Source organism: Streptomyces sp. NPDC047061 (assembly GCF_040643955.1).
GTDB lineage: Bacteria > Actinomycetota > Actinomycetes > Streptomycetales > Streptomycetaceae > Streptomyces.
This window is the reverse complement of sequence record NZ_JBEYVI010000006.1, coordinates 97,566-114,541: the sequence shown is the minus strand read 5'-3', so window position 1 is coordinate 114,541 and position 16,976 is coordinate 97,566. Positions and strand designations below refer to the sequence as shown.

Here is a 16,976-nt window from a genome sequence, read left to right as displayed (position 1 = left end):
AGTCGTACGTACGTCCCCGTACCCGGTCCCGTACCGTGTCCGGGGACGTACGCACGTACCAGGGTCGACCCAGGGAGGCGGGGACATGGCCGTGAAGGACCGGGACCGGTTCTCCACCGCGACCAGGCTCAGGCTGCTCGGCGAGCAGACGGCGGCCCGGGTTTACCGCTCCCAGACCAGGCGTCAGGCCCGCCGCTCCCGGCTCACCGGCCGCGCGGCGCTGCTGGCGATCGTGCTCTGCACGATGATCGTCGCGCTCGCCTATCCGATGCGGCAGTACGTCTCCCAGCGCGCCGAGATCTCCGATCTCGAACGTCAGCAGCAGCAGGCCCGGCAGCGGGTCGAGCAGCTGCGGGACCTCAAGGCACGGTGGCAGGACGACGCGTACGCCGAGCAGCAGATCCGGCAGCGGCTGCACTACGTGATGCCGGGGGAGACCGGGTTCGTCGTGATCGACCCCGGTGCCGCCAAGCAGGCGCACTTCAACCTGGGAGCTGCCGACCGGCCCTGGTACGCGAACGTCTGGGACGGCGTCGACAAGTCCGACGCGTCCGACCAGTGAACCGACAGAAAGCCACACAGAACACAGTCATGGAAACGGCTCCTCCCTCCACCCCGCGTACCGAGCCGACCGACGCGGACGTCGAGGCCTTCAAGCAGCAGCTCGGGCGGCCGCCGCGCGGACTGCGGGCGATCGCGCACCGGTGCCCGTGCGGGCAGCCGGACGTCGTGGAGACGGCGCCCCGGCTGCCGGACGGGACCCCCTTCCCCACGCTGTACTACCTGACGTGCCCCAAGGCCGCGTCCGCTATCGGCACCCTCGAGGCCAACGGCGTGATGAAGGAGATGACGGCGCGGCTGGAGAGCGATCCCGAGCTGGCGGCGGCGTACCGGGCCGCGCACGAGGACTACATCCGGCGCCGGGACGAGATCGAGGAGCTGACGGGCTTTCCGAGCGCCGGGGGGATGCCGGACCGGGTGAAGTGCCTGCACGTCCTGGTGGCCCACTCGCTGGCGGCGGGGCCGGGCGTCAACCCGCTCGGCGACGAGGCGATCGCCATGCTGCCGGAGTGGTGGGCCAAGGGGGCGTGTGTAGGCACCGGCGAGTGACGCCCCGCCCAGGGGGCTCCGCCCCCTGGACCCCCCCGGGCCTTCGCCCACCCACCACCCGACTCGGTCAGTTGAACAGGCGCCGCCTCGACTTGAGTCGTCACGAACAGACAAGGAACCCACCGTCATGACCCGCGTCGCCGCCATCGATTGCGGAACCAACTCCATCCGGCTGCTCGTCGCCGACGCCGCCCCGGAGACCGGGGAGCTCGTCGATCTGGACCGGCGGATGGTGATCGTGCGGCTCGGGCAGGGGGTCGACCGGACCGGGCGGCTCGCGCCGGAGGCGCTGGCGCGGACCTTCGCGGCCTGCCGGGAGTACGCCGCGGTCATCAAGGAGTACGGGGCGGAGCGGCTGCGGTTCGTGGCCACGTCCGCGTCCCGTGACGCCGAGAACCGGGACGAGTTCGTGCGCGGCGTGCTCGACATCCTCGGCGTCGAGCCCGAGGTCATCAGCGGTGACCAGGAGGCCGAGTTCTCCTTCACGGGTGCGACGAGGGAGCTGACGGGGCGCGACGACCTCGCCAAGCCGTTCCTCGTGGTGGACATCGGCGGCGGCTCGACCGAGTTCGTCGTCGGGGACGAGCACGTGCGGGCCGCGCGCTCCGTGGACGTCGGGTGCGTGCGGATGACCGAGCGGCACCTCGTGCACGAGGGGCACGTGAGCGACCCGCCCACCGAGGCCGAGATCGCCGCCATGCGGGCCGACATCGAGCGCGCCCTCGATCTCGCGGAGGAGACCGTGCCGCTGCGCGAGGCGCACACCCTCGTCGGTCTCGCCGGCTCCGTCACCACCCTCTCCGCGATCCACCAGGACCTGCCGGAGTACGACTCCGCCGCCATCCACCACTCCCGTATCCCCTACGCCCGGGTCCGGGAGATCACCGAGAGGCTGCTGCGGTCGACCCATGCGGAGCGGACGGCGATCCCCTCCATGCACCCCGGGCGGGTCGACGTCATCGGGGCCGGCGCCCTCGTGCTTCAGTCGATCATGGAGCGGGCGGGTGCGACGGAGGTCGTGGTGAGCGAGCACGACATTCTGGACGGCATCGCCTGGTCCGTCGCCTGACCCACAGGTCGGCGTGATCGTTCCTCGGATGAGCATGCGAATCGACGGGTGAGCGCCCCGAACGGCCTGTGACACGCCGTGCCACGACAACCCGCCGGGAAACTTCGTGAAGTTCTTCACAAGGAATTCGGTGCAGGTGGGGGGTCCCGGGGGTCCCATTGGCCCGTTCGGGGGCCGAACGGGCCCTTGCGCGTGATCGGGAGGGCGTCCAGGGGGTGTTCCGGGAGGCGCTCCCGAGGGTGACATCGGGTGCCCTCACGGTGCCCCCGGAAGGCTGGAGAGGCAGCTCACGCGGCATTGACAACGGGTCGTATCGGAAGTGGGTTCCCGCTGTTGACCATGACCTGCGTCACGTGAGCGGCGGAGTGTAGCACGGGCCCTGTGGAAGCTTGTGAAGGGGCGCACGAGCGCCCCCCCTGGGGCGGGTGGATACTCGATGCCATGAGCACCACGGAGCGTCCCAGGATCCTCGTAGTAGGCGGTGGGTACGTAGGCCTGTACGCAGCTCGGCGCATCCTCAAGAAGATGCGCTACGGCGAGGCGACCGTCACGGTCGTCGACCCCCGGTCGTACATGACCTACCAGCCCTTCCTCCCCGAAGCCGCCGCCGGCAGCATCTCCCCTCGGCACGTCGTCGTCCCGCTGCGACGCGTCCTGCCGAAGGCGGAGGTCCTCACCGGCCGGGTCACCACCATCGACCAGGACCGCAAGGTCGCCACGATCGCGCCGCTGGTCGGCGAGTCGTACGAGCTGCCCTTCGACTACCTGGTGATCGCGCTCGGCGCGGTCTCCCGCACCTTCCCGATCCCCGGCCTCGCCGAGCAGGGCATCGGCATGAAGGGCATCGAGGAGTCCATCGGCCTGCGCAACCACGTCCTCGAGCAGCTGGACAAGGCCGACTCCACGACCGACGAGGAGATCCGCCGCAAGGCGCTCACCTTCGTCTTCATCGGCGGCGGCTTCGCTGGTGCGGAGACCATCGGCGAGGTCGAGGACATGGCCCGCGACGCGGCCAAGTACTACAAGAACGTGTCCCGCGAGGACATGCGCTTCGTCCTGGTCGACGCCGCCGACAAGATCCTGCCCGAGGTCGGCCCCAAGCTCGGCCTGTACGGCAAGGAGCACCTGGAGAGCCGCGGTGTGGAGATCTACCTCTCCACGTCAATGGACTCCTGCGTCGACGGGCACGTCGTGCTCAAGAACGGCCTCGAGGTCGACTCCAACACGATCGTGTGGACCGCCGGTGTGAAGCCGAACCCGGCGCTGGCCCGCTTCGGCCTGCCGCTCGGCCCGCGCGGCCACGTGGACACCGCCCCGACCCTCCAGGTCCAGGGCACCGACTACATCTGGGCCGCGGGCGACAACGCCCAGGTGCCGGACGTCGCCGCCCGCAAGGCCGGCGTGGAGAACGCCTGGTGCCCGCCGAACGCGCAGCACGCGCTGCGTCAGGCCAAGGTCCTCGGCGACAACGTGGTCTCCGGCATGCGGGGCTTCCCGCAGAAGGAGTACAGCCACGCCAACAAGGGCGCGGTCGCCGGTCTGGGTCTGCACAAGGGCGTCGCGATGATCGTCCTGGGCAAGACGAAGATCAAGGTCAAGGGCCGGCTGGCCTGGTACATGCACCGCGGCTACCACGGTCTGGCCATGCCGACCTGGAACCGCAAGATCCGCATCTTCGCCGACTGGACCCTCGGCATGTTCCTCAAGCGCGAGGTCGTGTCCCTGGGTGCCATGGAGAACCCCCGCGAGGAGTTCTACGAGGCCGCCAAGCCGGCGCCGGTCGCCGCTCCGAAGGCCGAGGAGAAGGCCAAGGCCTCCTGACCCCGGTCACCGGTCGCTGAACCGTCCGAAGGACCTCCCGCCATCCGTGGTGCGGGAGGTCCTTCGGCGTTTCCGGGCGCGGGGGCAACAGCGCGGCAACAGGCGGGCAGTAGAACTGGGAGCAGTGCCGGGTAGTGCGTGGTGCATACAACGGTTTTGCCCAGTCGTAACTCCTTTGCGGGACTGCGCCGCTGCCCTCACGGTGTTTACGTGGTAACCGGCATCCGGGATAGACGTCTTGGAGGTGTGCGCCATGGCCGACGCCGCGTCGCGGCTGAGGAGTGTTGCCGAGCAGGTACTGGGAGTCCCGCTCCCGGTGCGGCTGCGGGCCTGGGACGGATCGCAGGCCGGACCGCCGGACGCGCCGACGCTCGTCGTGCGCAACCGCCGCGCCCTGCGCCGCATCCTGTTCAGGCCAGGCGAACTGGGCCTGGCCCGCGCCTGGGTCGCCGGCGACCTGGACATCGAGGGCGACCTCTACAGCGCCCTCGCCGTGATTTCCGGTCTGGTCTGGGAGCGCGGGGAGGACGGCCGTACGGTCCTCCAGGCCCTGCGCGACCCCGCCGTACGGGCCGCCGTGGGCGAGCTGCTGAAGCTCGCCGGGCTGCCCGTGCCGCCCGCCCCGCCCCGCGAGGAGGCGCGCAGACGGAGCCACCTGCACACCCGCCGCAGCGACAAGCAGTCCATCAGCCACCACTACGACGTGGGGAACGACTTCTACGAGCTCGTCCTCGGGCCGTCGATGGTGTACTCGTGCGCCTACTGGGAGGACGGCAGCACGCTGGAGACCGCCCAGCGCGACAAGCTCGAACTCGTCTGCGCCAAGCTCGGCCTGACCCCCGGTCGGCGGCTGCTCGACGTGGGCTGCGGCTGGGGCTCCATGGCGATCCACGCGGCCCGCGAGCACGGCGTGAGCGTCGTCGGGGTCACCCTCTCCCAGGAGCAGGCCGCGTACGCCCGTAAACGGGTCGCGGACGAGGGTCTGACGGACCGGGTGGAGATCAGGGTCCAGGACTACCGGGACGTCCGGGACGGGCCGTACGACGCCGTCTCGTCGATCGGGATGGCCGAGCACGTGGGGGCGGAGCGGTACCTGGACTACGCGCAGAGCCTGTACGGGCTGCTGAAGCCCGGCGGGCGGCTGCTCAACCACCAGATCGCGCGCCGCCCGCAGCGGGACGAGTCGACGTACCACGTGGACCGGTTCATCGACGCCTACGTCTTCCCGGACGGCGAACTCGCCCCGATCGGCACCACCGTCACCCAGCTGGAGCGGGCCGGGTTCGAGGTGCGGGACGTGGAGTCGATCCGTGAGCACTACGCCCGCACCCTGCGCCGGTGGGTGGTCAACCTGGAGGCCGACTGGCCGCGGGCCATGCGGCTGACCGGCCCCGGCCGGGCCCGCGTCTGGCGGCTCTACATGGCCGCCTCCGCCCTCGCCTTCGAACACAACCGCATCGGCGTCAACCAGGTGCTGGCCGTCCGGACCCCGGAGTCGGGCGCCTCCGGGCTGCCGCTGCGCACCCGTACCTGGAACAGCTGACGGCACCCGAAAGGGGCCCCACAGCGCGCGTGGGGCCCCTTCGCCGTACCTGCTGCCGTTCGCCGCCCGCTACTCGGACTTGATCGCCGCCAGCACGTTCAGCTTCGCCGCGCGGCGGGCCGGCCACAGGGCCGCCAGGACGCCGACCGTGGCGGCCAGGAGGAGGAAGACCGCCATCCTGGTCCAGGGCAGCACCAGTTCGTACGTCGGCATCCGCGAGCCGACCAGCTGACCGGCCGCCCAGCCGAAGAACACGCCCAGGCCGATGCCCAGCACCCCGCCGAAGAGGGAGATGACCAGGGACTCCAGGCGGACCATCCGCTTGACCGCCTTGCGGTCCAGGCCGATCGCGCGGAGCATGCCGATCTCCTGGGAGCGTTCGAACACCGACATGGCCAGGGTGTTGATGACCCCGAGGACCGCGACGATCACCGCCATCGCGAGCAGGCCGTAGACCATGTTGAGGATCAGCGTGAACGCCTGTGCGATGGAGTTCGACAGGTCCTGCTTGTCCTGGACCTTGATCGCCGGGTTGGAGCCGAGGGCCTTCTCCAGCCTGTCCTTGGTCGCGCTCGACGCGCCGTCCGCCGTCCTGACCATGACCTGCATGTCGGCGGGGTCGGTCACGTGCGGGGTGAGGACGGCGTTGTCGAGCATGATCCCGCGGATGAGCTGGTTGCCCTCGTAGACCGCGGCGACCGTCAGCCGCTGTGCCTTCCCGTCCTCGTAGTGCACGGTGAAGGCGGAACCGGCCTTCCAGCCGTGCGACTTGGCCGTGTCGTCGTCCACGACGACGTCGGGGCCGCCGACCCTGAAGGTGCCGCTGTCCACCGTGAGGTCGGTCAGCTTCCCGATCGCCGAGCCGTCGACGCCGGTCAGGAACTCGGTGTCGCCGTCGATCCGGGAGGCCGCGTTGCGCAGCGGGCTGGAGGCGGTGACGCCGTCGGTGGCCGCGACCTTCTTCGCCACGTCGGGGGAGAGGGCGTTGCCGTTGGCCATCGAGACCACGTAGTCCGCGCGGATCGCCGCGCTCGCCATCTTGTCGATGGACTTCTGCAGGCTGCCCGCCATCACCGTCATGCCGGTGATCAGGGTCAGGCCGATCATCAGCGCGGACGCGGTGGCGGCGGTACGGCGCGGGTTGCGCACCGAGTTCTGGCGGGCGAGCTTGCCGGAGACGCCGAACCCGCGCAGCAGCGGGGCCGCGGCCGCGATCAGCGGACGGGACAGGAGCGGGGTCAGGACGAAGACGCCGATGATGAGCAGGACCGCGCCGAAGCCCATCGGGGCCTGGCCGTCGCTGCCGTTCATCGTGGTCGCCGCCAGGATCACCACCACGCCCGCCGCGGAGAACAGGGCGCCGATCGTGTTGCGCAGCACCAGCGACTTGGTGGTCGGGGCGGCGTGCAGGGCGCTCATCGCGGCCACCGGCGGGATCTTCGCGGCGCGGCGGCCGGGCAGCCACGCGGCCAGCATGGTGATGACGATGCCGACGGCGAGCGCGGCCGCGACCGTGCCGGAGGTGACGACCAGCGGGCCGTCCGGGACGGTCGCGCCGATCGAGCCCAGCAGCGAGCGCAGTCCGGCGCCGATGCCGATACCGGCGACCAGACCGGTCACGCCGGCCACCGCGCCGACCACGAGCGCCTCGATCAGCACCGAGCGGGTGACCTGGCGGCGGGAGGCGCCCACCGCGCGCAGCAGCGCGAGTTCCTTGGTGCGCTGGGCGACCAGCATGGTGAAGGTGTTGGCGATGATGAACGTGCCGACGAACAGCGCGATGCCGGCGAAGACCAGCAGGCCCGAGCGCAGGCCGCTCATGCTGCTGGAGATGGCCTCGGCCTGGTCGTCGGCGAGCTTGTGGCCGGTGGTGGTCTCCACGAGCTTCTTCGGGAGGGCCTGGTCCAGCTGGGACTTGAGGGCGGCCTGCCCGGTGCCGGACTTCGCGGTCACGTCGATCTCGTCGTACGCGCCCTTCGTGCCGAACAGCTGCTGCGCGGTCGCCGTGTCGAACAGGGCGAGGCTGCCGCCGGCCGCGACGTTGCCGTCGTCGGTGGTGAAGATGCCGGCGACGGTGGGGGTGAGGACCGGGCCGTTCACCGAGATGCGCACGGTGTCGCCGACCTTGTAGCCGGCCCGTCCGGCGGTCTTGGCGTCGATCAGCACCTCGTTCGCGCCGCTCGGCGCGTGACCGCTGGTCAGCGGGTAGCGGGAGTCCTTGGTGCCCCAGTAGTTGCCGCCCTCGGACTGCCAGCCGCCGCCTATCAGCTTGCCGTCCTTGTCGGCGATCGCGGTGAAGCCGGAGACGACGCCGGTGGCGGAGGCGGCCCCGGGGACCTTCGCCGCCCTGTCGAGCAGGGCCTGGGTGAGGTCGGGCGTCTTGCCGACGGTGTTGCCCCGGTCCGCCTGGCTCCTGGCGGTGACGGCTACGTCGACGCCCTTGAAGCCCTTGGCGGAGCTGTTCTGGAAGGCGTCCGAGATGGTGTTGGTGAAGACCAGGGTGCCGGAGACGAACGCGACGCCGAGCATGACCGCGAGCACGGTCATCAGCAGCCGGGCCTTGTGCGCGAGTACGTTGCGCAGGGCGGTGCGGAACATCAGCTGGTGCGGCCCTTCGCGTCGAACTGCTTCATGAAGTCGAGGACGCCCTCGGCCGTCGGCCGGTACATCTCGTCGACGATCCGGCCGTCGGCGAGGAAGACGACGCGGTCCGCGTACGAGGCCGCCACCGGGTCGTGGGTGACCATGACGACGGTCTGGCCGAGCTCCCGCACCGAGTTGCGCAGGAAGCCCAGCACCTCGGCGCCGGAGCGGGAGTCGAGGTTTCCGGTCGGCTCGTCACCGAAGATGATCTCCGGCCGGGAGGCGAGGGCGCGGGCCACGGCGACGCGCTGCTGCTGGCCGCCGGAGAGCTGCGAGGGGCGGTGGCCGAGCCGGTCCCGCAGACCGACCATCCGGATCACGTCGTCCAGCCACTGCTTGTCCGGTTTCCGCCCCGCGATGTCCATCGGGAGGGTGATGTTCTCCAGTGCGGTCAGCGTCGGCAGCAGGTTGAACGCCTGGAAGATGAACCCGATCTTGTCCCGGCGCAGCTTGGTCAGCTGCTTGTCCTTCAGGGAGCCCAGCTCGGTGTCGCCGATCCGCACGGAACCGGAGGAGAAGGTGTCGAGGCCGGCCACGCAGTGCATCAGCGTGGACTTGCCGGAGCCGGACGGCCCCATGATCGCGGTGAACTCGGCCTGCCGGAACTCGACGGTGACCCGGTCCAGGGCGACCACCTGGGTCTCGCCCTGGCCGTAGATCTTCGAGAGGTCCGTGGCACGTGCGGCCACGGAAGTGGTCCGCCGGTCGGCGATTGGTGTGGTGGACACGGAAGGGCGCTCCTGTCGGGACGACGGCGTTCATGGGGACCGCACCATCGTCTCGGCCGAACCGGCCCGTGTAGTCAGCCGCAGTTCTGGTTCCGGGGGCCGACTGGGGTCGGACCGCGGGGGCGGCGAGTCATACCTGGGGATGACGGCCGACCCCGAGGCCGGCGATCCGGAATCACAGACTCCCGATCGTCGAGAACGGGTGGAGCCCCCTTGTTCGGACGGTGAAATTCCGTCATTCCGCGTACGCGGTCACCCACCGCGCGTAACGCTATTGGCAAGTGCGGATGGCTCGTTCCGGGGGCTGATGCTCCCTCAGACGTCAATAAAATAAGACAACATCGGGTCGTCCGTCCGCTGTTCGGGGGACGCCTCCCGATAGGGTCGGAACCTCGTAGCGGAGCCCATGGCCTGCCCGGATGGTGGAATGCAGACACGGCGAGCTTAAACCTCGCTGCCCCTCGCGGGCGTACCGGTTCAAGTCCGGTTCCGGGCACTTTCGCTGCTTTTGCGGCTGACCTGCGGGAATGACCGGCTGACGGTGTCACTCATGGGTGTCGTGGGAACACCATGGGAACGCGGCGCCTCTGAGAACTCCTAACAAAGTGAGGGGTTCCTCAGTCGTCGCCGGTAGATGATGCCGCAGGCGAGGCTGAGGAAGGTTTCGCGGATCTCCCAGCGGAGGCGTGACCGGCGGAACCGGTGCAGCAGCGCGAACTCTGCTCGACCACCCACCGGTGTGTGCCCAGCCCCGATCCGTGTGCGGTGCCGCGCCGTGCGATGGCCGGGGTGATGCCGACAGCTCGGACCTGCCTGCGGTACTTGTCGTAGTCGTAGCCACGGTCGGCGTACAGGGTGTCCGGCCGTCCGCGGTGCCGTCCACGTCGGCCCCGCACTGGCGGGACGGCCTCGATCAAGGGCGTGAGCTGAGTGACGTCATTGTGGTTCCCGCCTGTCAGTGACACTGCCGGCGGAATGCCGTGCGCTTCGTTGATCAGATGGTGCTTCGAGCCTGTTCGGGCACGGTCGACAGGGCTCGGTCCGGTTTCGGGCCGCCCTTCATGGCCCGGACATGGGAGCCGTCGATCACCGCCCTGGACCGGTCCGGCGCGCCGACGGCATGCAACTCGGCCAGCAGCGACTCGTGCAGACGCTGCCAGACTCCCGCGTCGTTCCAGCCGTGCAGGCGTCGCCAGCAGATCATCCCGAACCGAAGCCCAGTTCCTGGGGCAGGAACTCCCACGGGATGCCGGTGCAGATCACCAACAGGATCCCGGAAGGACCTTCCGGTCATCCAGATGCTTGCGGCCGGGCGATCCGGCCGGCGCCGCACGACCGGCAGCAACGGCTCGATCTGCGCCCGCAACTCGTCCGGCACGATCCACGGCGACTGCTGACCCTTCCTCGTGTATCGGCCAACAACCAGAAAAATCCCGCATTTCAGGGCAGATTTGTTAGGAGTTCTAAGGGGTGGGCGGCGCGGAGTCGGAGAAGCTGCGAACGCGCGCAGATGCTGGCTTCCTTCCCCGTGATGGAGCACCAGGACGAGACCAGGGTGGCCTACGACGGGGTCGTCGAGCTGTACGCGTCGCTGTTCGCTAATCGGTTGGAGACGCAGCCGTTCTCGCGGAACATGATCGGCACCTTCGCCGAACTGGTGCGCGCGACGGGGAACCCGCGGGCGGTCGACGTCGGGTGCGGGCCTGGACATCTGACGGCCATGCTGCACGAGCTGGGGCTGGACGCCTTTGGGGTCGACCTCTCCCCGGGCATGGTCGACCACGCCCGGCGGGCCCACCCGGCGTTGCGGTTTGCCGAGGCACGGATGGAGGCCTTGCCGGTCGAGGACGGTGCCCTCGGTGGCGTGCTGGCCCACTACTCGATGATCCACACCCCACCCGGGGAATTGCCCGCGCTGCTCACCGAGCAGGTACGTGTCCTGGCGCCGGGTGGCCTGCTCCTGGTCTCGTTCTTCGTGACCGACGGACCGGAGCCGGTCCGCTTCGACCACAAGGTGACGCCCGCTTACAGCTGGCCCGTGGATCGGTTCGCCGAGCAGCTGGCCGGTGCCGGGCTCGTCCCGTTCGCCCGCCTGCTCCACGATCCGGCCTCCGAGCGGGGTTTCCTCGACGCCCACTTGCTGGCCCGCCTCCCCTAGGCCCGTCTAGGTGAAGTGCGGAGAAGCTCGGAGATGTGCATACGGTACGGAAGCAACGCCAATCCCCTGTGCCGCGACTGCTTCAGCATCGTCGCGGCAACGTGGGGGACGTACACGAGCCAGAAGGGCTACAACGCCTGATCAGGGCGCCTCGCCCAGGGCCGCGCGGAACCAGTCGAGGGACCCGGTGGCGAGCACGGCGTCCGCCAGCGCCTGGCCGCTCTTGGTGACGATCCGGCCGCGGGAGTTGTCGATCCAGCGCTGCGTGTTCGCATAACCCTGGTCGCGGTACTCGATGCCCTGGATCATGCACTCCAACTTGTCGGCGTCGCGGGCGCAGACAGCCTCGGGGGACTCCTTCGCCTCGTACTCGCCGATCAGGTCACGGACGGCCTGCGCCAGCTCCTCGGGGAAGCCCGAGACCTGGTCGGAGACGATGTCGCGGGGGTCGGCCTCGGTGCCGCCGGTGTACTTCTTGCCGAGGTGGTTGACGTCGCCCGTGCGGGTCTCGCCGGTGTCGTGCCAGACCGCGAGGAGGGCGGCCTGCGCCGGGTCGGCGCCTTCGAGCTTGGCGATGACGGAGGCGAGCAGCGCCACCCGCCAGGAGTGTTCGGCGACGGTCTCGGGGTCCTTGACGCCGGCCATCCACCACCCGGTGCGCTTCGTCGCCTTCAGCGTTCCGGCCTCGTAGGCGAATCGCGCCACCGGAGTCAGGTCGTCAGCCACCGTGGGGCTCCTCTCACGCCTCAGCGAGGCGGATCGCGTAGCGGATGCTGTCCAACTCCCGTCGCCCGCGCGCCGAGAGTTCCCGGCTATCCAACATGATCGGAAGGCGTTCGCGAAGGGCGGATCCGGCGGCTCCTGATCGCAGCAGGTTGGGCCGGACCTGGAGGAGCGCCCACACGCTGTGGATGTTGAGGTCCACGTAGCCGTGCTGCGGGGCCAGGCCGTCGACGAGGTGGGCGAGGAGACGGTCACCTGACCACGGCTCGGAGGAGCGGTCGGCGATGAAGTCGTCCGAGAGCTGCGGGGTGGTCATCTCGCCGACCCAGTAGGCCCAGTACGCGAGGTTCGCGGCCTCGCCGGCGTCGTCGTCCAGGAGCGCGCTGTCGATGAAGTGGGACATGCGGTCCCGGTCGCCGTGCCGGGCGGCGACGGCTGCGACTGACCGGGCGTTGAGCCAGGACGTCAGCCAGTCGCCCGGACGCTCGGTACGCTGCTGGTAGGCGAGCCACTCGGCGTTGTCCGACGGGGTGTCGTACCCCGACAGGTAGAGGGCCTGGCGGCGGAGGAGGAACTGCTCGGGGCCGCGGGCCTGCTCGGCGGTGCGCCGCATGTGTCCGAAGAACCGGGCCCGCTCGGTGGCGGTCAGCTCCGGGCCGGACGGCGCCGGTCCGCGCCGCGGTCGGGGTGGAGTGGGGAGAGACCGGATCGGGCGCGGCGGAACCTGGTTGAGCGGCCAGGCGAGCACCTCGGCCAGTTCACGCTGCATGACGACGACACCGAGAGGGTTCTCCTCGATCGGGACCTCGTCGTCCAAGACGGTCGCAAGGAGGACGTCCGCCTCCAGACCCCGCTCCAGGGCCTGGAGGAGGGCAGGCGGGGTGTGCAACTGCATGACGCGGGAGCGGATCACGAGCATCTGCCCGACGGGGACGGACGTCAGCGGCCGGCGTCCGGTCTCCCACCCGGCGATCGTGTCGGGGCTCACGCGAAGCTGTCCGGCCGTCTCCTCCTGCGTGTAGCCGAGTTGCTCCCGGATCACCCGGAGGATGTAGCCGCTGATCAGGCCGTTTCTGCCACGGGAAGCCGAACCCTGACTGCCGGTAAGGGTTCGCTGAGGACTTGCCCGCATGGTGGCCCTCTTCCTGGTGCCTTGACCGTAAGACACCTGTACTCACAGTCACTTCAAGGACCTGACCCGACTACATACCGTCGATGTCATCCCTGAACGAGCCTAGAGGGAGGCATTCAGCCATGGGCTCCAAACTGCGTCTTTCCCCACCTTCGGTGCCCGTAGCCCGCCTCTGTGTGCCTCGGGTCGACAGCTCGGGGGAGAACCCGGACAGTACGCCGAGGCCGGATGCCTGCCCCGCGCGTCGGCCGCTCGTCGACCCCGACCTCGAACTCCCGGCATCCGGCGTTACGCCCTACCCGATCGCCCCGCCCAGCCTGAAGCACTTCGGGAAGGGCGTCCGGTGAGCCGCACCAGCCCCTGGTTCACGACGGGGGCAGCGCTTCCGCGAGGTGGCGAACTCAGCGTGGAGGCCTGGCTGCTGACCGCGTCGCCGCATCCCGGGATCGGCCGGTGGGAGTGGGAATCGGGAGACGTCACGTTTCTGCGGTGCGGTGGGCTGTTCTCCGCCGTCCGGATGTCCCGGAAACTCGTGCACGCTGCGGCCGGCACCTCGATCCCGGGCGAGGTCGACTGGTTCCTCTCCACGGCCCTGGACGGCGGCCCCGTCTTCGCGAGCCGCAGACTCGGGCGCTACTACGCGCTCGTGGCCGCCGATGCCCCCAACTACTGGACCGGCCCCGGGGCTCACTGCGTGGCAGCGGACACCGCCCTCGCCGTGCCCCCTGTCTGGCAGACCGACTACGACTGCGAAGAGTCGTACTGGCCCGTCCCGCCACGCGGCGTGGGCGCGTTCTGCCTCCTCAGCCTGGTTGCGCGGCTGACCGCGCACGGCCTCGCACAAGCCGCCAGCGTCACGACGAGAGCCGGTGGCTGACGTGCTGACGGATGACCAGACCTTCGCCGAGGATGGCACGCCCGTCTTCACGAGGTCGTTCCTGCGCGACGCGGTATCGGTCGGCGAGGCCCGCCAGTTCGTCCACGCGGCGCTGCTCGACTGGAAGATGCCCGAACTCGCCGATACAGCCGAGCTGGTCGTCTCTGAACTCGCCTCCAACGCGGTGATGCACGCACGCCGTGCCTCATTCCGCGTGACCGTGGTCCGCCTGGACGACGACCGGGCACGGGTTGTGGTCATCGACCACAGCTGCGACCTCCCGCAGTCGGTCGACGCCAGGGCCGACGAGGCCCACGGCAGGGGCCTGGCCATCGTCGAAGCCGTCTCGGCGCAGTGGGGAACCGAACCGCTGAACTGGGGCAAGAAGGTCTGGGCCGACCTGGAGAAGCCGCAGGTCCTGGAACTACCGGTTGACCGCGACCCGATGAACAGCAGGCCCCTCGCTCAGCTCGTCTACGTCCTGATACTGGTCGCCGTCGCCGCTGCTGTCATCAGCGGCGTGGCTGCGCGGTGCTGACGCGCCGCCCTCCGAACCCCGCCCCGGCCATGGCCAACCGACCATGCAGAGGTCTCCCTCTCGGCCGGGGCGGCCCATCTCCCTGGAGTCTCCATGCATCAGCTGATCGCCTCCCCGTTCCTGGAACAACACGTCCTCGTACGGCCCGGCAGCCGTGGCGGCGCCCTCCTGCCTGAAGCCCGATACGACGAACTGCGCGCCCTCGACCCCTCCGAGTGGGCGCCTCCCTGGCTCGTCGAAGCCGTCGCCTCCCAGTGGCCCGACCTGAACGTGAAGGACCAGTTCCTCGGCGAGTTCCTCCTCGTCCGCCAGCCGTCGAGCTGGGGCTACGGCAAGGCCAGCTGGGAGGTCAACCTCGGCTGCAACTACGCCTGCAAGCACTGCTACCTCGGGCTGAAGATGAACTCGGGGATGCCCTGGGAGGACAAGCAGCGCTGCCTCGACATCATGGCCGAGGCCGGCGTCCTCTTCCTCCAGGTCACCGGCGGAGAGCCGACCATCGGCGACTTCATGCGCGCGTACCGGTACGCCTGGAACCTCGGCATGATGATCACAGTCTCCACGAACGGCTCGCTGCTGTGGCGTGAGAACCTGCTCCGCCTCTTCAGGGGATGCCCGCCGTACCGGGTCACGGTGTCCATGTACGGCGCGATGAAGGCCAGCTACGACGGCCTGACGCAGCGCGAGGGCGCCTGGGACCAGTTCGTCCAGGGCATGAACGCCGCCCGCCACGCCCGCCTGCCGCTGCGCATGAGCATCGTCGTGACCGAGGACAACGCTGCCGAGGAACAGGCGATGGTCGACCTGTGTGAGTCGTGGGGCGTCGAGTACGAGGTCTTCACGAACATGACGCCGACGATCTACGGCGGCGGTGAGGTCCTCACCGCGCAGTCCAAGGAGCACCTGCGGCTGCGGAAGACCTTCACCGGCTGCAACGCGGGCCACACCTTCTTCCGCCTGGACCCGCACGGCCAGGTGTCCATCTGCAAGATCGGTCGCGACGACCAGATCAGCCTCCCCCACGAGGGGATCGAGGGCCTTGCCCGGCTGGGTGCGATCGCCGACCGCCTGATGCTTCGGACCGGCGGGTGCTCGGGTTGCACCATCGCCGGTACCTGCCGCGTGTGCAGGCCCCTGGCCAAGCACTACCAGGAGGCGAAGGCCCCGCTGGCGGCTTACTGCCAGCACGGAGAACAGAAAGGGTGAAGATGACCGCAGTAGCAGTCGAGATCTCGCCGAGGCGTCCACTGCCGACCGACGGGCCCAACCCGGGCGACCTGCCGTACCTGACGAGGCCGGTCCTGGAGCCGACCCCGCCGGTGACGGCGGTCACCAGCGTGGCCGACATGGACACGGTGATGGACAGCGCGAAGTGCTCGTGCGCGGCCGGCGACGACAACCCGCACTAGGGTGACCGGCGCTCGGGCACCAAGGTGATGCAGCAGGCCCCTGGCGTGCTTCGCCGGGGGCCTGCGGCACGAGTGCAGGGTGAGTAGCGTGCGGGCATGCGCTTTCACTGGGGCTGGCTTGAGCCCGTGATGACCGTCCCGTACGTGCCCACCCTCGGCCCCGTCCGCAGGGAAGACCCGCTGCACGACCTCTTCGAGGCCGTCGTCGAGAACGCGGCCACCGACCGCTTCCTCCCGCACGACAAGGACGCCCGGTGGTTCGACCACAAGGCCGAGCGCGTCTTGGCGGACGCCATCGAGCACGACCGGCACCAGACCCTGATCCCCACGCTCAACGAACGTGGCCCACGCACCGTGAAGGTCCACGTCTACGGGAACGTGCCCGGCAGCCTGACGGCCGGCGCGGACCTGGCGCGCAAGCTCGCCGCCGCCCATGGCGCAGGCCGGGCCAAGGTCGCCTGGTTCCTCGGCCCGGACCAACCCGAGGAGTACCCGCGCGGCGTCGGGACCCGCGTCCAGCTCAAGGACTTCGCCGACGGCCCCGGTGAGGCCCCGGGCGTGCGGGTGCTGGACTACAAGCAGCTCCCCGAGCCCGAGCGGTTCGCGGTCTTCGCCGACCTCATGGCCGGCGACGGCTTCGCGTTCCTCTACGGCCGGATGCAGGAGGGGACCGTGGGCCCCGTCCTCACTGTCCTCGACGGGGCCACGGTCGCGGGCGCCATCGGTCCCATGGAGACGTTGAGCGACGCCGCCGGGCGCGCGCGGTTGCTGCCCCAGTACTTCGGCGTCCGCCCGGAGTACCGCGGCCTCGGCTACGGCCGCGCCCTGTGGCGCTCAGCGATGTTCTGGGGGCACCAGCACGGTGCCGCGTACCAGTTGCTCCAGACCGAGGTGGGCGGCGCCTCCGACCGGCTGTGCGCGGCTGAGGGCCTGACATCCCTCGGCTTCGTCAACCAGGCAGGTGCCTGAAACAGCCGCTCCGGTTCCCTTGGGGCTGAGGGCAGATGAGGCGAGCGCCCCGGCGTGACCGGAGCCTTTCGGCCAGTGTTCCCGGGCGTGTTCCCACGGGAACACGCAGGTGGGGGAAGGCGGGCGGATCCGGGAAGATCCGGGAGCGATCGGCGAGATCAGAGCATCGCCGCAGGTCAGAGGGGGTGTCGGAGACGGTTCAAGTCCGTTTCCGGGCACTTCCCGTACCTGTCACGGTGTGTGCGGGCCGCCATCG

At 69.8% G+C, this 16,976-nt stretch carries 15 protein-coding genes, 1 tRNA gene and 1 pseudogene; 12 read left to right on the top strand and 5 right to left on the bottom strand.

What is annotated here, in order from left to right; translation table 11 throughout:
- Positions 1-85 precede the first annotated feature (85 nt).
- The 5 genes from ABZ887_RS12770 to ABZ887_RS12750 all read left to right on the top strand — a co-directional run bounded on the left by ABZ887_RS12770 (position 86) and on the right by ABZ887_RS12750 (position 5,543).
- Positions 86-562 (top strand): septum formation initiator family protein, encoded by a 477-nt coding sequence (locus ABZ887_RS12770; protein ID WP_361286995.1) that lies wholly within the window; start codon positions 86-88, stop codon positions 560-562.
- A gap of 29 nt (positions 563-591) precedes the next feature.
- Positions 592-1,110 (top strand): DUF501 domain-containing protein, encoded by a 519-nt coding sequence (locus tag ABZ887_RS12765; protein ID WP_361286992.1) that lies wholly within the window; start codon positions 592-594, stop codon positions 1,108-1,110.
- Positions 1,111-1,237: 127 nt separating this feature from the next.
- The gene (locus ABZ887_RS12760; protein ID WP_361286989.1) at positions 1,238-2,179 is read left to right on the top strand and encodes a Ppx/GppA phosphatase family protein; all 942 of its coding nucleotides are present in this window, start codon (positions 1,238-1,240) and stop codon (positions 2,177-2,179) included.
- Positions 2,180-2,620: 441 nt separating this feature from the next.
- The gene (locus ABZ887_RS12755) at positions 2,621-4,000 is read left to right on the top strand and encodes an NAD(P)/FAD-dependent oxidoreductase (protein WP_089102266.1); all 1,380 of its coding nucleotides are present in this window, start codon (positions 2,621-2,623) and stop codon (positions 3,998-4,000) included.
- Positions 4,001-4,253: 253 nt separating this feature from the next.
- The gene (locus ABZ887_RS12750; RefSeq protein WP_361286985.1) at positions 4,254-5,543 is read left to right on the top strand and encodes a cyclopropane-fatty-acyl-phospholipid synthase family protein; all 1,290 of its coding nucleotides are present in this window, start codon (positions 4,254-4,256) and stop codon (positions 5,541-5,543) included.
- A gap of 69 nt (positions 5,544-5,612) precedes the next feature.
- On the opposite strand, the gene ABZ887_RS12745 is transcribed toward ABZ887_RS12750, so the two are convergent.
- Positions 5,613-8,141 (bottom strand): FtsX-like permease family protein, encoded by a 2,529-nt coding sequence (locus ABZ887_RS12745; protein WP_361286982.1) that lies wholly within the window; start codon positions 8,139-8,141, stop codon positions 5,613-5,615.
- The gene (locus ABZ887_RS12740; protein ID WP_361286979.1) at positions 8,141-8,914 is read right to left on the bottom strand and encodes an ABC transporter ATP-binding protein; all 774 of its coding nucleotides are present in this window, start codon (positions 8,912-8,914) and stop codon (positions 8,141-8,143) included. Before ABZ887_RS12740 ends, ABZ887_RS12745 begins: the two co-directional genes overlap by 1 nt.
- 413 nt (positions 8,915-9,327) lie before the next feature.
- On the opposite strand from ABZ887_RS12740, the gene ABZ887_RS12735 reads away from it, so the two are divergent.
- Positions 9,328-9,410: transfer RNA gene (locus tag ABZ887_RS12735), tRNA-Leu, on the top strand.
- 101 nt (positions 9,411-9,511) lie between these two features.
- Here ABZ887_RS12735 and ABZ887_RS12730 read toward each other — a convergent pair.
- Positions 9,512-10,295 (bottom strand): annotated as a pseudogene (locus tag ABZ887_RS12730) (IS5 family transposase).
- A gap of 147 nt (positions 10,296-10,442) precedes the next feature.
- Here ABZ887_RS12730 and ABZ887_RS12725 point away from each other — a divergent pair.
- Positions 10,443-11,072, top strand: a complete 630-nt coding sequence (locus ABZ887_RS12725; RefSeq protein WP_361287347.1) for a class I SAM-dependent methyltransferase — start codon at positions 10,443-10,445, stop codon at positions 11,070-11,072.
- 141 nt (positions 11,073-11,213) lie between these two features.
- Here ABZ887_RS12725 and ABZ887_RS12720 read toward each other — a convergent pair whose 3' ends face one another.
- Together ABZ887_RS12720 and ABZ887_RS12715 are read right to left on the bottom strand one after the other, a co-directional pair.
- Positions 11,214-11,798 (bottom strand): HD domain-containing protein, encoded by a 585-nt coding sequence (locus tag ABZ887_RS12720; RefSeq protein ID WP_361286976.1) that lies wholly within the window; start codon positions 11,796-11,798, stop codon positions 11,214-11,216.
- Positions 11,799-11,811: 13 nt separating this feature from the next.
- A complete protein-coding gene (locus ABZ887_RS12715; RefSeq protein ID WP_361286973.1) occupies positions 11,812-12,927 on the bottom strand; it encodes a helix-turn-helix transcriptional regulator in 1,116 nt (371 codons plus the stop codon).
- Between the two features lie 343 nt (positions 12,928-13,270).
- On the opposite strand from ABZ887_RS12715, the gene ABZ887_RS12710 reads away from it, so the two are divergent.
- The 5 genes from ABZ887_RS12710 (at position 13,271) to ABZ887_RS12690 (ending at position 16,720) form a co-directional block, all read left to right on the top strand.
- Entirely contained in the window at positions 13,271-13,804 is a 534-nt protein-coding gene (locus ABZ887_RS12710; protein ID WP_361286970.1) for a hypothetical protein, read from the top strand.
- 1 nt (position 13,805) lies between these two features.
- Positions 13,806-14,342, top strand: a complete 537-nt coding sequence (locus ABZ887_RS12705) for an ATP-binding protein (RefSeq protein ID WP_361286967.1) — start codon at positions 13,806-13,808, stop codon at positions 14,340-14,342.
- Positions 14,343-14,435: 93 nt separating this feature from the next.
- Positions 14,436-15,548, top strand: coding sequence for a radical SAM protein (locus tag ABZ887_RS12700; protein WP_361286964.1), 1,113 nt, complete (start codon positions 14,436-14,438; stop codon positions 15,546-15,548).
- Between the two features lie 2 nt (positions 15,549-15,550).
- Positions 15,551-15,751, top strand: coding sequence for a hypothetical protein (locus tag ABZ887_RS12695; RefSeq protein ID WP_361286961.1), 201 nt, complete (start codon positions 15,551-15,553; stop codon positions 15,749-15,751).
- A gap of 96 nt (positions 15,752-15,847) precedes the next feature.
- Positions 15,848-16,720, top strand: a complete 873-nt coding sequence (locus tag ABZ887_RS12690) for a GNAT family N-acetyltransferase (RefSeq protein ID WP_361286958.1) — start codon at positions 15,848-15,850, stop codon at positions 16,718-16,720.
- Positions 16,721-16,976 lie beyond the last annotated feature (256 nt).

What these genes read in the sequence shown, in the direction of transcription:
- ABZ887_RS12770 (WP_361286995.1), top strand. Translation starts at nt 86, where the DNA reads ATGGCCGTGAAGGACCGGGACCGGTTCTCCACCGCGACCAGGCTCAGG.
- ABZ887_RS12765 (WP_361286992.1), top strand. Translation starts at nt 592, where the DNA reads ATGGAAACGGCTCCTCCCTCCACCCCGCGTACCGAGCCGACCGACGCG.
- ABZ887_RS12760 (WP_361286989.1), top strand. Translation starts at nt 1,238, where the DNA reads ATGACCCGCGTCGCCGCCATCGATTGCGGAACCAACTCCATCCGGCTG.
- ABZ887_RS12755 (WP_089102266.1), top strand. Translation starts at nt 2,621, where the DNA reads ATGAGCACCACGGAGCGTCCCAGGATCCTCGTAGTAGGCGGTGGGTAC.
- ABZ887_RS12750 (WP_361286985.1), top strand. Translation starts at nt 4,254, where the DNA reads ATGGCCGACGCCGCGTCGCGGCTGAGGAGTGTTGCCGAGCAGGTACTG.
- ABZ887_RS12745 (WP_361286982.1), bottom strand. Translation starts at nt 8,141, where the DNA reads ATGTTCCGCACCGCCCTGCGCAACGTACTCGCGCACAAGGCCCGGCTG.
- ABZ887_RS12715 (WP_361286973.1), bottom strand. Translation starts at nt 12,927, where the DNA reads ATGCGGGCAAGTCCTCAGCGAACCCTTACCGGCAGTCAGGGTTCGGCT.
- ABZ887_RS12700 (WP_361286964.1), top strand. Translation starts at nt 14,436, where the DNA reads ATGCATCAGCTGATCGCCTCCCCGTTCCTGGAACAACACGTCCTCGTA.
- ABZ887_RS12695 (WP_361286961.1), top strand. Translation starts at nt 15,551, where the DNA reads ATGACCGCAGTAGCAGTCGAGATCTCGCCGAGGCGTCCACTGCCGACC.
- ABZ887_RS12690 (WP_361286958.1), top strand. Translation starts at nt 15,848, where the DNA reads ATGCGCTTTCACTGGGGCTGGCTTGAGCCCGTGATGACCGTCCCGTAC.